This window comes from Saccharopolyspora sp. 6V (genome assembly GCF_020176785.1).
GTDB lineage: Bacteria > Actinomycetota > Actinomycetes > Mycobacteriales > Pseudonocardiaceae > Saccharopolyspora_C > Saccharopolyspora_C gregorii.
Window position 1 is genome coordinate 1 of sequence record NZ_JAIUKB010000162.1, and the last position, 13,487, is coordinate 13,487.

12 protein-coding genes and 1 pseudogene are annotated in these 13,487 nt (G+C 73.2%); 10 read left to right on the top strand and 3 right to left on the bottom strand.

The window, feature by feature from the left end; translation table 11 throughout:
• Positions 1-177 precede the first annotated feature (177 nt).
• The 3 genes from LCD35_RS26270 (at position 178) to LCD35_RS26280 (ending at position 3,118) form a co-directional block, all read left to right on the top strand.
• Positions 178-1,821 (top strand): ABC-ATPase domain-containing protein, encoded by a 1,644-nt coding sequence (locus LCD35_RS26270; RefSeq protein WP_224961476.1) that lies wholly within the window; start codon positions 178-180, stop codon positions 1,819-1,821.
• A gap of 81 nt (positions 1,822-1,902) precedes the next feature.
• On the top strand, positions 1,903-2,553 hold the full coding sequence (locus tag LCD35_RS26275; protein ID WP_224961474.1) for a phosphoribosyltransferase: 651 nt from the start codon (positions 1,903-1,905) through the stop codon (positions 2,551-2,553).
• A 181-nt stretch (positions 2,554-2,734) separates the two neighbouring features.
• Positions 2,735-3,118, top strand: coding sequence for a hypothetical protein (locus LCD35_RS26280; protein WP_224961472.1), 384 nt, complete (start codon positions 2,735-2,737; stop codon positions 3,116-3,118).
• Positions 3,119-3,132: 14 nt separating this feature from the next.
• On the opposite strand, the gene LCD35_RS26285 is transcribed toward LCD35_RS26280, so the two are convergent.
• A complete protein-coding gene (locus LCD35_RS26285) occupies positions 3,133-3,321 on the bottom strand; it encodes a hypothetical protein (protein WP_224961470.1) in 189 nt (62 codons plus the stop codon).
• 128 nt (positions 3,322-3,449) lie between these two features.
• Between LCD35_RS26285 and LCD35_RS26290 the strand changes: the two genes are divergently transcribed.
• The 4 genes from LCD35_RS26290 (at position 3,450) to LCD35_RS26305 (ending at position 10,056) form a co-directional block, all read left to right on the top strand.
• Positions 3,450-4,874 (top strand): MFS transporter, encoded by a 1,425-nt coding sequence (locus tag LCD35_RS26290; RefSeq protein WP_224961468.1) that lies wholly within the window; start codon positions 3,450-3,452, stop codon positions 4,872-4,874.
• A gap of 58 nt (positions 4,875-4,932) precedes the next feature.
• A complete protein-coding gene (locus LCD35_RS26295) occupies positions 4,933-7,311 on the top strand; it encodes an ATP-dependent Clp protease ATP-binding subunit (protein WP_225045120.1) in 2,379 nt (792 codons plus the stop codon).
• 75 nt (positions 7,312-7,386) lie between these two features.
• On the top strand, positions 7,387-9,330 hold the full coding sequence (locus LCD35_RS26300) for an aconitate hydratase (protein ID WP_225045121.1): 1,944 nt from the start codon (positions 7,387-7,389) through the stop codon (positions 9,328-9,330).
• 231 nt (positions 9,331-9,561) lie between these two features.
• Positions 9,562-10,056 carry an STAS domain-containing protein gene (locus LCD35_RS26305; RefSeq protein ID WP_225045122.1) on the top strand — a complete coding sequence of 165 codons (495 nt, stop codon included), beginning with the start codon at positions 9,562-9,564 and terminating at the stop codon, positions 10,054-10,056.
• 16 nt (positions 10,057-10,072) lie between these two features.
• Here the strand turns inward: LCD35_RS26305 and LCD35_RS26310 are convergent, their stop codons facing one another.
• Positions 10,073-10,573, bottom strand: a complete 501-nt coding sequence (locus LCD35_RS26310; RefSeq protein WP_308016944.1) for a GNAT family N-acetyltransferase — start codon at positions 10,571-10,573, stop codon at positions 10,073-10,075.
• Between the two features lie 120 nt (positions 10,574-10,693).
• On the opposite strand from LCD35_RS26310, the gene LCD35_RS26315 reads away from it, so the two are divergent.
• Both LCD35_RS26315 and LCD35_RS26320 read left to right on the top strand, forming a co-directional pair.
• Positions 10,694-11,443 carry a GntR family transcriptional regulator gene (locus tag LCD35_RS26315; RefSeq protein ID WP_224968950.1) on the top strand — a complete coding sequence of 250 codons (750 nt, stop codon included), beginning with the start codon at positions 10,694-10,696 and terminating at the stop codon, positions 11,441-11,443.
• Complete coding sequence (locus LCD35_RS26320; protein ID WP_224963015.1) at positions 11,440-11,979, top strand: gamma carbonic anhydrase family protein; 540 nt, start codon at positions 11,440-11,442, stop codon at positions 11,977-11,979. Before LCD35_RS26315 ends, LCD35_RS26320 begins: the two co-directional genes overlap by 4 nt.
• 594 nt (positions 11,980-12,573) lie before the next feature.
• Here LCD35_RS26320 and LCD35_RS26325 read toward each other — a convergent pair.
• On the bottom strand, positions 12,574-12,834 hold the full coding sequence (locus LCD35_RS26325; protein ID WP_224963023.1) for a Prokaryotic metallothionein: 261 nt from the start codon (positions 12,832-12,834) through the stop codon (positions 12,574-12,576).
• A gap of 221 nt (positions 12,835-13,055) precedes the next feature.
• Between LCD35_RS26325 and LCD35_RS26330 the strand changes: the two are divergent.
• Positions 13,056-13,487 (top strand): annotated as a pseudogene (locus LCD35_RS26330) (hypothetical protein); the annotation flags it as partial.

Here is a 13,487-nt window from a genome sequence, read left to right on the forward strand (position 1 = left end):
CCCCGGGGGTTGCCACCCCCCCCCGGGGGGGGGCCCCCGGGGGGCCCCCCCCCCCCCCCCCCCCCCCCCCCCGCCCCCCCCCGCCGCGGGGGCCCCCCCCCCCCCCCCCCCCCCCCCCCCCGCGACCGGGGGCCGCAGCAGCACTCCGGGCCGCGCGATGCCGCCGGGCTGCGCTCGGTGCTGCGCGACCTGCACGGCGCCGGCTACGGCCGCTACAAGACGCTGACCGGGGACTGGTCGTTCGACGGGTTCGACCTGGAAGTGCAGCGCGTCCAACCCGACCCCTACGCCCCGGCCAGCCGCTGCGAGGTGCGGGTGCATCCCGGGACCGCGGGCCTGCCCGAGCAGCTGCGCTCCACCCCGGTGCGGGCGCGGGCGGTCGCGGGATTCCTGGTGCGCGCCGCCGAGCACCGGTTGCGCGACAGCGGGCTGCGCGTCGACGCCGGCCGCCAGCAGGTCCTCGACCGCAGCTCCTGCCAGCTGCTGCCCGGCGGCGGGGTGCGGCTGCGGCTGGGCATCGACCTGCCGGGGCGCGGGCGCAGCATCGACGGCCGCGCCGCCGAACGCGCCCTGTGCGACCGGGTGCCGGACGTGGTGGAGGCGGCGTTGCGCTACGCCACCGCCGAGCAGGATCGGCTGCGGGAGTTCGTGGAGTCGGTGGAGGACACCGACGCGCTGCGCGAGGAGCTCGCCGCCCGCGACCTGGTGGCGTTCGTCGCCGACGGCGCGGTGCTGCCGCGGCGCAGCGGTGTCGACGAACGCCCCCTGCCCGGCGCGGTGCCGTTCCGCTCACCGGAGTCGATGCGGGTGTCGGTGACCCTGCCCAACCGGGGTGAGGTGACCGGCATGGGCATCGGGGAGGGCATCACCCTCGTCGTCGGCGGCGGGTTCCACGGCAAGTCCACGCTGCTGCGCGCCCTGGAGAACGGCGTGTACGACCACGTGCCCGGCGACGGGCGCGAACTGGTCGTCAGCCGCGAGGACACGGTGAAGGTCCGCGCCGAGGACGGGCGCCGGGTGCACCGGGTGGACGTGAGCCCGTTCGTGAGCCACCTGCCGACCGGTGCCGACACCGCGGACTTCTCCACCGACAACGCCTCCGGTTCGACCTCGCAGGCCGCGGCGATCGTGGAGTCGGTGGAGGCCGGGGCGGGGGTGCTGCTGGTGGACGAGGACACCGCGGCCACGAACCTGATGATCCGGGACGCGCGGATGCAGGCGCTGGTGGCCAAGGAGTCCGAGCCGCTGACGCCGTTCCTGGACCTGATCCGGCCGCTGTCGCGGTCCCGCGGGGTTTCCACGGTGCTGGTGATGGGCGGGTCGGGCGACTACATGGACGTCGCCGACCGGGTGCTGATGATGGACTCCTACCAGGCGCGGGAGGTCACCGACCGGGCCAGGGCGCTGGCGGCGACCCCGACCGGGCGCAGCCGGGAGGCCGAGGAGTTCCCGCCGGTGCGCGCCCGCATCCCCGCACCGTCCTCGATCGAGGGGCAGCGGCCGAAGGTGCGGGCCCGCGGCACCGATGCGCTGACGCTGGGGGAGTCGACGGTGGAGTTGCGGGCCGTCGAGCAGCTGGTGGATCCCAGCCAGGTCACCGGCATCGGGTTGGCGCTGGTGACGTGCGTGCGGTCGGGCCTGCTGGACGGGACGCGCACGGTGGCCGAGGTCCTCGACGGGTTCGGGCAGCGGGTCGCCGAGCGCGGCGTGGCCGGGGTGGACGAGCGGTACGCAGGTGATTTCGCGGTGCCGCGCCGGTTCGAGCTGGCCGCGGCGCTCAACCGGTTGCGGACGTTGCGGGTGGCGGCGTTCCGGGACTGATCGGTGGGAACCGGGTTTCCCGCCGGGCCCGCGGCGGGCACACGGTGGTGGCAGGGTCGCCTCGGGAACGGAGGTTCGACGATGCCGGGGCTCGGTGGGGCAGGGCGCTTCCGGGACCGCGAGCACGCGGGTGAGGTGCTCGCCGAGCAGCTCGCGCAGCAGCGATGGGTGCGGCCGGTGGTGCTGGGCCTGGCCCGTGGCGGGGTGCCGGTGGCGGCGCGGGTCGCCGAGCGGTTGGGGGCGCCGCTGCGGGTGGCGGTGGCCCGCAAGATCGGTGCTCCCGGGCAGCCGGAGCTGGCGTTGGGCGCGGTGACCGCGCACGGCCCGCCGAGCTACGACGAGCGGTTGCTGCGGTCGTTCCGGGTGGCGGAGTCGGCGTTGGCCGAGGCGTGCGAGCGGGAGCGGGCCGCCGCGCGGGCCCGCGAGGAGCGTTTCGGCGGGGGCCGGGCACCGCAGGTCGGCGGGCGGGACGTGCTGCTGGTCGACGACGGGTTGGCGACGGGGGCGACGGCGCGGGCCGCGGTGCGGATGGTGCGGGAGTCCGCGCCGCGGTCGGTGGTGCTGGCGGTGCCGGTGGGTGCTCCGGACGCTGTGGAGGCGTTGCGGGCGGAGGCCGACGAGGTGGTGTGCGTGCTGCGGCCGGTGGATTTCAGCGCGGTGGGGCAGTGGTACGGGAGCTTCGCGGCGACCACCGACGAGCAGGTGGCGCGGCTGCTGGGGTCGTCTTCCTGACCGGTCACCTGTGGTGACGGCGCCGCGGTGGCCGGTGGTCCGCGTCCGTCCCACATCCCAAGAGCATGCGTTGCGGAATGCGCAACCCAGGCGTGGGGTTGTGCGGGAAACGGGTTGTTTCCGAGAACTTTCGCCCCGAAGGTGTGGTCTCCACCGGTTCCGTGGGGTTGGCTGAGCTGTTATGACCCTTCCCGCGCACTCCGATCACCCAGCGGCGCCGACGCAGCGGCGCGCCGCCGGCAGGCGGCCCGGGGTCGACGACGGCGGCTACACCGCGGAGGTCGCCCTCCAGGTCGGCGAAGCCGCCCGGGTCCTCGGGGAACGGCTCGGCGACCCGGCCATGCCGCACTCGGTCGCCGACCTCGAACTCGCCACCCGCGGTTTCGCCGCCACCGCCGAAGGCATGGCCGCCGGCGTCGCGGGCGTCACCGAATGGCTGCGCGCCACCGGGCACGCCGGGGCCCTGTCCGGGCACGCCAGCGTCGTGGCCGAACGCCTCGTGCACGTCAGCCGCGAACTGACCCGGCTCGCGGACGCGGTGGACGCCGCCGAACGTTCCGCCTGACCGCGCGGCGCCGGTCAGCCCTCGGGTTCGTCGCCCGGTGCCGGGGGCTCGGGCCGCAGCGCGGCCGGGTCGTCGTCGGCGGGCGGTTCGGCGTCGAGCTCCTCCTGGGCGCGGGTGGGGTGGTTGCCCTGCAGGAGTCCGCGCACGTCCTGCTCCAGCGCGTCGTCCTGCGCGGGTCCGTGCTTGTCGCTGCCGCGTTGCATCGGCGCTCACCTTCCTTCATCGGGGGTCCCTCGCCTACCCGTCGTCCGGGTGGTCGAATCCCGCCGCCCGGGAGGCGTATCCCACGATCACCGAAGTTAGGCACGCTAACGAACTAGTGTGGGGTGACGTGACCGCACACGACGTCCAGGAGACCGGCACCGACCGAGCACTGCCGCGCAGCTTCGTGCTGACCATCGCCGCAGGCACCGTGCTGCAAGCGCTCAACGCCTCCACCATGGCCGTCGCCCTCGTCGACATCCGGCAGCAGTTCCACGCCGGCGCGGCCGCGTCCTGGCTGATCTCCGGGCTGTACCTGGCCACCGCCATCGGCTCGCCCACCGCGGGGCGCCTGGCCGACCGCATCGGCGCCCGCCGGGTGTTCACCACCTCCCTCGTGCTCACCGTGCTCAGCTCCCTGCTCGCCCCGCTCGCACCCGACCTCGGCTGGCTGATCGCGCTGCGCATCCTGCTGGGCCTGGGCACCTGTGCGGCGTTCCCCGCTGGAGTCGCGATGCTGCGCGCCGAAGCCGACCGCCGCGGCACCGCCCTGCCCGCGGGGGCGCTGAGCGCCCTGGCCATCGGCGGACAGGTCATGATCGCCTTCGGCCCCGTCGTCGGCGGACTGCTGGTGTCCTGGCAGGGCTGGCAATCGATCTTCCTGATCAACGTGCCCCTCGGCCTCGCCGTCGGCCTCGCAGCCTGGCGCCACCTGCCCGCCGACCCGCCCCGGCCACCCACCAGCACCACCGCCGTGCTGAGCGGCCTCGACCTGCCCGGCGCCGCCCTGTTCACCGGCTGCATCGCCGTGCTCATGCTGTTCCTGCTGTCGCTGGCCGAACAACCCCGCTGGTGGCTGCTCGGACTGCTGGCCGTGCTCGTCGCCGCGTTCACCACCTGGGAACTGCGGGTGCCCGACCCGTTCGCCGACGTGCGGATGCTCGCCCGCAACCGGCCGCTGACCGGCACCTACCTGCGCACCGCGCTGACCTACGTCGCCTTCTACACCGTCTTCTACGGCTACCCGATGTGGCTGCAGAACGCCCGCGGCCTCAGCCCCGACCAGGCAGGGCTGGTCGTGCTGCCCATCGCGCTGCTGGCGATGGCCTCGGTGGCCGTGGCCGGGCGCGTCATCCGCCGCCGCGGGCACCGGCCCGTGCTGCTGGTCGGGTCGGTGGCGCTGCTGGCCGGCGGGTTCGGGCTGACCTTCCTGCACTCCGCCAGCGACCTGGTGCCGCTGCTCGGCGTCGCCGCCCTGCTCGGCCTGCCCAACGGGTTCAACAACATCGGCAACCAAGCCGCCCTCTACCAACAGGCCGACGCCGCCGACGCCGGCATGGCCTCCGGGCTCTACCGCACCTCCCAGTACGTCGGCGCCAACATCGCCGCCGCCGTCATCGAACTCGGCTTCGCCGGACCGGCCGCTGACGCCGGACTGCACCGGCTCGGTACCGTCGTAGCCGTGATCAGCGCCGTGCTGCTGGCAGGAGCGCTGCGGGAACGGCTCGCCACCGGGCGCCGCGCGGGCGGTGCGTTCCCGACCCAGAAGAGTTGATCACTATGGTGGCGTGGTGCGGGCACGACCGGTGCCCGCCGCGGCAGGAGGTGCACCAGTGGATCGGGGCAGTGCAGGCGATGCGTCGGCCGCATTCGATTCGCTGCTCAACAGCCTCGTCGAAGGCGGCGGCGAGCAGCGCCGCACCGAACACGGCCCCGGCGGCCTCGGCCTGGCCAACCTCCTCGACCCCGAAGCCCACGACGTGGTCTCCAAAGCCATCCACGCCACCGTCGACTGGGGCAGCCGCGAACTCGACAGCACCCACCTGCTGTGGGCGGTCACCCAGGTCGACTCCACCGCCCGCATGCTCGCCGACTCCGGTGTCCGCGTCACCGACCTCGCCACCGGCGTGCGCACCGTCGCTGGCACCGTCGACGCCGTCGCCGGCGGACCGCGCCGCGCCCCCGTGCTGTCGTCCTCCGCGCGCCGCGCCCTGCTCGGCGCCCACCAGCAGGCCCTCGGCGAAGGAGCCGAAGTCGTCGGCGCCCGCCACGTGCTGCTGGGCCTGGCCCACGACCCCGAATCCGTCGCGGGGCGCGCCCTGGCCCGCGCCATGGAAGGCGGCGAACGACCCCGCGGCACCCGCAGCGGCCCCGGCTCGCTGAGCGCCACCCCGCGCCTGGACGAGTTCGGCCTCGACATGACCGAACTCGCCCGCAACGGCGCCTTCGACCCCGTCATCGGCCGCGACGAGGAGATCGACCAGGCCATCGAAGTCCTCGGCCGCCGCGCCAAGAACAACCCGGTGTTCATCGGCGACCCCGGCGTCGGCAAGACCGCCCTGGTCGAAGGCCTCGCCCAGCGCATCGTCGACCACGACGTGCCCTGGCCCCTGGCCGGCAAGCGCCTCGTGTCCCTGGACCTGGCGGGCATGGTCGCCGGCGCGAAGTTCCGCGGCGAATTCGAACAGCGCTTCCGCGACGTGCTCACCGAACTGCGCACCCACCGCGACGACGTCGTCGTGTTCATCGACGAGATGCACAGCATCGTCGGCGCGGGCGCGGGGGAGGGCTCCATGGACGCGGGCACCATGCTCAAACCCGCCCTCGCCCGCGGCGAACTGCACCTGATCGGCGCCACCACCGTCGAGGAGTACCGCAAGCACGTCGAGAAGGACCCGGCGCTGGAACGCCGCTTCCAACCCGTCCTGGTACCCGAACCGTCCGTCGAGGACACCATCCGCGTCCTCCACGGCGTCGCCGAGAAGTACCGCCGCCACCACCACGTCCGCATCGCCCCCGACGCCCTCGACGCCGCCGCCCGCCTCGCCGACCGCTACCTCACCGACCGGTTCCTGCCGGACAAGGCCTTCGACCTGCTCGACCAAGCCTGCTCCCGGGTGCGGATGCGCCGCGGCGGCACCTCCTGGGCCGCCGAACCGCTGGTCGAAGCCACCGACGTCGCCGACGTCGTCGCCCGCCGCACCGGCATCCCCGTCGCCGAAGTCTCCGACCAGGACCGGCGCCGCCTGCTCGACCTCGAACAGCGCCTCACCGAACGCGTCGTCGGCCAGCCCGTCGCGGTGCGCTCCGTGGCCGAAGCCGTTCGCCGCGCCCACGCCGGGCTCGCCGACCCCGACCGGCCCATCGGCAGCTTCCTGTTCCTCGGCCCCACCGGTGTCGGCAAGACCGAACTCGCCCGCGCCCTCTCCCGCGCCCTGTTCGGCGACGCCGACCGCATGGCCCGCTTCGACATGGGCGAGTTCCAGGACAAGCACACCGTCTCCCGCCTCATCGGCGCCCCACCCGGCTACGTCGGCTACGAGGAAGCCGGGCAGCTCACCGAACGCATCCGCCGCCAGCCCTACTCGGTCGTGCTGCTCGACGAAGTCGAAAAAGCCCACCCCGACGTGTTCAACACGCTGCTGCAGGTCCTCGACGCCGGACGCCTCACCGACTCCCAAGGCCGCGCCGTCGACTTCCGCAACACCGTGATCATCATGACCTCCAACATCGGCGCCGACCGCATCCTCGACTCCACCGCACCCGCCGACGAACTCGCCGACGCGCTCCTCGACGACCTGCGCGGGTTCTTCCGCCCCGAATTCCTCAACCGCATCGACGAGGTCACCGTCTTCCAAGCCCTCGGCGACCGCGAACTCGCCGAGATCACCTCCCTGCTGCTGGAACGCACCGCCGCGCAGCTGCGCGAACAAGGCATCCGCATGGAGGTCTCCGCCGCCGCCATGGCCTGGCTGGCCGAACGCGGCGCAGGCGGCGAATTCGGCGCCCGCCCGCTGCGGCGCACCATCCAGCGCCACCTCGACACCCGGCTCGCGTCCCTGCTGCTGGAAGGGTCCCTCACCGACGGGGGAGACGTGCTCGTCGACGTCCTCGGCGGCGAACTGTCCCTGCACGTCTCCGCCGCCCGTCCCGGACCCGCAGGCGGCCGCCACGCCGCACCCGCCCACCGCCGCACCAGCGCCCCCGCCTGACCTGATCGTTTGGCGCGCACCCCGCCCGGGTAGCCCCGCGGAGACCGGTGATCCTCCACCACCCGGGAGGCAGCGATGCCGCAGACGCTGGCGCACAAGCTCATCACCGCCCACCTCGCCGACGGCGAACCCACCCCGGGAACCGAGATCGGCCTGCGCGTCGACCAGACCCTCACCCAGGACGCCACCGGCACCCTCGTCATGCAGGAACTCGAAGCGTTCGGGCTGCGCCGCGCCCGCACCGAGCTCAGCGCCCAGTACGTCGACCACAACCTCCTGCAAACCGACGAGAAGAACGCCGAAGACCACGCCTACCTGCGCACCGCCGCCGCCCACTACGGGCTCTGGTACTCCCCACCCGGCAACGGCGTCTCCCACCCCACCCACATGCAGCGCTTCGGCGCCCCCGGCAAAACCCTCGCCGGCTCCGACTCCCACACCTGCGCCGCCGGATCCCTGGGCATGCTCGCCATCGGCGTCGGCGGCCTCGAAGTCGCCCTCGCCATCACCGGCGCACCACTGCGCCTCCGGATGCCGTACGTGTGGGGAGTGCACCTGGACGGGCGGCTACCGCCGTGGGTGTCGGCCAAGGACGTCGTGCTCGAAATACTGCGCCGCCACGGCGTCGCCGGCGGCGCCGGGCGCATCATCGAATACCACGGGCCCGGCCTCGCCGAACTCACCGCCATGGACCGGCACGTCATCGCCAACATGGGCGCCGAACTCGGCGCCACCACCACCGTGTTCCCCGCCGACGACGCCGTCCACGACTTCCTGCGCGCCGAAGACCGCGAAGCCGACTTCACCCCGCTGGCCGCCGACCCCGGCGCCGACTACGACCTCACCGAACACATCGACCTGTCCACCCTCGAACCGCTGATCGCCCGGCCCCGCTCACCCGGCAACGTCGTGCCCGTCCGCGAAGCCGCCGGAACCGACATCGGCCAAGTCGTCATCGGCTCCTCCGCCAACCCCGGCCTGCGCGACTTCGCCATCGCCGCCGACATGGTCCGCGGCCGCCGCACCGCCCCGCAGGTCAGCTTCGACATCAACCCCACCTCCCGGCAGATCCTCACCGACCTCGCCGCCACCGGAGACCTCGCCGCACTCGTCACCGCAGGCGCCCGCCTGCACCAGACCGGCTGCCTCGGCTGCATCGGCATGGGACAAGCACCCGCCGAAGGCACCCACTCGCTGCGCACCTTCCCCCGCAACTTCCCCGGCCGCTCCGGCACCCCCGACGACTCGGTGTGGCTGTGCTCCCCGGAGACCGCCACCGCCGCCGCCCTCACCGGCCGCATCCCCCCCCCCCGCGACCTCGCCGTCGACCTCGACCTGCACCCGCGGCCACGGCTGCCGCAGCACTCCGCCGTCAACACCGCCATGCTCGTCGCCCCACCACCGGCCGACGACGCCGAACGCATCCGGCCGGAGAAGGGCCCCAACATCTCCGCGCTCCCGGAGTTCACCGCCCTGCCCGACCACCTCGACGCCCCCGTGCTGCTGATCACCGGCGACGACGTCTCCACCGACGAGATCTCCCCGGCAGGAGCCCACGCCCTGCCGCTGCGCTCCAACATCCCCGAACTCGCCCGCTTCACCTTCACCCGCCTCGACCCCGACTACCCGCGCCGCGCCGCCGACACCGGGCCGCACATCGTCATCGGCGGCGACAACTACGGGCAGGGCTCCTCCCGCGAACACGCCGCCATCACACCCCGCTACCTCGGCGTGCAGCTGGTCATCGCGAAGTCCTTCGCCCGCATCCACTGGCAGAACCTGATCAACTTCGGGATCCTGCCGCTGCGCTTCACCGACCCCGACGACCACGACCGCATCGACCTCGGCGACGTCCTGACCGCCGACGGCCTGCGCGACCAGCTCCGCACCGGCGGGCCCCTCACCCTCCGCAACACCACGAAGAGTCGCGACATCACCGCCGAACCTCACCTGTCCGAACGACAAACCGAAGCCATCCTCGCCGGAGGCATCATCCCGCTGTCGGCCAACTCCCCTTAAGTCTTCGCACGATGGTGGCCAGCCTTGTTTCGGTCGGACTAGCGCTCCTACGGTGGGGAAACAGCGGTCGAGCACCTGGCCATGACGTCCCTGGCCCACATCGGAACCGCAGCGCCGCACCCGGGCACAGCCACCGAGATCACCGGTGGCCACCGCAACGCGCCGCCGCCACCGACACGCCCGGACCAGCCACCCCGGCCGCGAACAGCATTCGAACACGGGGGAGGCAGTGTGATTCTCGCGAACACCGGCAACAGCGACCGCACCGCGCACCAGCGGCACGCCCCGGTCGGACTCGAACCGCAACGCACGATCACGCCGCCCCGCGACGCCGGAGAACCCGTCAGCGGCACCCCCGGCCACCCCCGCACCCTGCGGCTGGCCGTGCACCGGCCCGACCCCGGCGTCGTCGTCGTCCACGTCGGCGGCGAGATCGACCTCGCCGCCGCACCCCGCCTCGGCGAAATGGTCCGCCAACGCCTCACCGCCGCCGCCCTGCGCGCCGTCGTCCTCGACCTCACCGACGTCACCTTCTGCAGCTCCGCCGGGCTCGAACTGCTCCTGCACGCCCAACGGCGCGCCGAATGCCGCCGCACCCCGCTCTACGTCGTGTTCGGCACCGGAGCCGTGCTGCGGCTGATCACCCTCACCGGCCTCGCCGACCGGTTCACCAGCCGCGCCACCACCGCCCACGCCATCGCCGACATCCGCCGCCACCACCTCTGACCCCGGCCGCAGCACCTCACCCCGCGCGGCACATCGCCACCCGCGGCCAGTGCGGGAACACTGCCTGCTCGGCCGCATGCCTCGCCGCCAGCCCCGGCGACATCACCGCAGGCGGCACCTCCCGGAAACCCAGGCGCGCGTAGTACGGGGCGTTCCACGGCACCAGCCGGAACGTCGTCAACGTCAACGCCGCACACCCGAACCGCACGACCCGCGCACCCGCGTGCGCCAGCAGCGCGGCACCGATGCGCCGCCGCGCACACCGCGGATCCACGCTCACCTGCGCCACGTGCAACGCCCCGTCCAACCGCTCGGCGGCCAGGAACGCCACCGGGCCGGCCACCTCCACCGCCACCCACAACGCGCCGCGATCCCGGAACCCCTCCAGCACCCGCACCGGCATCGGCGGATCCAACGCCACCCGATCCATCCCCACCTCCCGGAAGCACGCACCCGAACGGCGCTCCACCTCCGGCAACGCCGCCAGATCGGCGGCCTCCGCGACACGAATCAGCACCACCCCAGCATCACCACCGGCCACCCGCGGCGGCAACCGAATTGCCGAACCGACCGTGTCGTTGCTCGCCACCGCGGCGAAACCCCACCGCACAGGCCCGCGACAGGGCAGACTGGCCCCGTGACCGGATCAGTGGAAGATCAGGTGGCGCAGCGGCCGATCGCATCCGCGCCCAGCATCGCCGACCCGCCGAGCCTGGTGGAACTGGCGGCCGGAACCCTCCGGCACATGATCATCAGCGGCGGATTGCGCTGCGGCGACCGCATCGTGGAGAACCGCCTCACCCACGAGATGGGCATCAGCCGCCCACCCCTGCGCGAAGCGCTGCGCGTGCTCGAACACGAAGGACTCGTGCGCCAGCTGCCCCGCAAGGGCGTCATCGTCACCCCGCTGACCCTGCACGACATCTACGAGATCGTCACCCTGCGCCGCGAACTCGAACGCTTCGCCGTCCGCCACGGCGTCCCGGTGCACGAACCCGCCCGGCTCCGCCGCTGCCGCACCGCCCTGGACGCCCTCGCCGCCACCACCGGCGACCCCGCCCTGTTCGCCGAACGATCCCTGCACCTGCGCCTGGCCGTGGTGGGACTCGCCGGCAACGAACGCCTGGAGGACACCTGCCGCAACCTCGGCCTCCAGCTGATGCTCGCGCTCACCCTCACCCACCGCGTCGCACCCGCCCCCGACCTCGCCGCGCAACGGAGCCTGGTCGAGGCCATCGCCGACGGCGATGCCGATACGGTGCTGGCGGAACTGGCCCGCACCACCGACCCCCGCGTCTTCGACGGCGTCGAAGCGGTCGTCGACGGCCATTCCCACGACGCGGTGCAATGGCTGCGCCGCGAACGCGCCGACCCGGAGGACCCGTGAACGCCCCAGCCGAGACCGCCCGCACCATCACCATCGACGAGCACACCCCGCAGCTGGACGAGGGCGCCTGGGCCGCACCCGGCGCCACCCTCATCGGCCGCGTGCACCTGCACGCCGACGCCAGCATCTGGTACGGGGCGGTGCTGCGCGGCGACAACGAGGACATCACCGTCGGCGAAGGCAGCAACGTCCAGGACGGCTGCGTGCTGCACGCCGACCCCGGGTTCCCGGCCACCGTCGGCCGCGGCGTCACCGTCGGGCACCGCGCCGTGCTGCACGGCTGCACCGTCGGCGACCACTGCCTGATCGGCATGGGCGCCGTCGTCCTCAACGGCGCCGCCATCGGGGAGGGCTCGCTGATCGCGGCCGGAGCCGTCGTGCTCGAAGGCACCGAGGTCCCGCCCGGCTCCATGGTCGCCGGCACCCCCGCGAAGGTCCGCCGCGAACTCACCGAAGACGAACGCGCCCGCCTGCGGCTGTCCGCGGAGGTCTACGTCGCCAACGCCGGACGCCACCGCGACGCCCTGACCGGCTGACGCCGCCCGCGCGCGGCAGGGGAGGGGAGCGGTACCACCGCAACCGGCCCCGAACGTGCGAAATGCCGTGGCCCCGTCCGAAGTGGACGGAAGCCACGGCATCTTCAGCAAGCCTGCGTGGGTCGCGAGGTCTCACTTGATGTGGCGTTGACCGTGCTCGCCGGAGCACCGCGCACGCGGTGGGCGCCGGTCCGCGACCCGGTGGGGCGCCACGTTCAGCCGTAGTGACCGGGGCTGACGAACAGAGCCTCAGCTCTGACCGCGACGGGCGGCCGAGCTCACGACCTGCGAGTGGGGGTGTCGCATCACGGTGCGAGCCCGTCCCATCTCCCGTGCCATGTCACCCAGCCAACGAACCAGACCTGCCATCTCGGCATCCCTTCACGCGTAGTGGTCCAGCCGCCACCACCCGCCCCGTGCCCCGCGAACTGGTGCGCCCCGGGTGAGCAAGTGGTGCCACCCCCGTAGTCGTCACTGGTGAACGTCGTGTTTCACCCCGCAAGTAACGAAAAGGTAACGAACTCTGGTGCGGGTGGATTCACCCCACGACACCCGGATGAAACGTTTCACCACACACCAGCCGCACCCGAACCATCACGCAGGGCGACTCCCCACCGCATCCCGCACCTCTTCCACCATCGACATCCCCGACTCCCGCGCACAATGCGCACAGCAGAAGAACCGGCCGCTCACCTCCACCCCGTGCCCCAAGATCCGGCACCCGCAGTGCTCGCACTGCGGCGCCAACCGCTGCGCCGCGCACTCGAACGAATCGAACACGTGCACCCCGCCACCCGACGTGCGCACCTCGAAACTCATCCAGTACTCGTTCCCGCACACCTCGCACGTACCCATCACCACGTCGCCTCCACGATCATCGGGGACCGCGCGCCACACCGGCACGCCCTGCGAAAGGCCCCAGCATGCGAGGCCCCGCGCACCCCGGCAACCGCCATGACCTGCACGAGCGATCACCCAGCCCGGTTCGGCGGCACCCACCCCCACCGGCGATGTGCCACGATGATCGACGCTCAGCAGTGGTCTGCACCAACCCGCTCCGACCGAGGGGACACCGCATGCACGACGACCGCGCCGTAGTGGAAAAACGCCTCGACCGCATCCTCGCCGAACGACTCCGGCCCGCCGTGCACACCCGCACCCACCCCCTCGACATCGCCGCCTGGCACGTCCCAGGCGAACCCGTCCCCGCACACCGAGCCCTCCACGCCCGCTACACCCCCGTCCACATCGGACACGAATGGGGGCCCGCCTGGGGCACCACCTGGTTCCGCCTCACCGGCACCCTCCCCGAAACCTGGGCCGACCAACCCGTCGAAGCCGTCATCGACCTCGGCTTCGACCTCGACCGCCCCGGATTCCACTGCGAAGGCCTCGCCCACACCGACACCGGCACCCCCATCAAAGGCCTCAACCCCCGCCCCCCCCACCGGCCCGGGCTCGGATACACCTCTCCGCGCCCACGCGACCCAAACCCCGGGCGTGGGGCG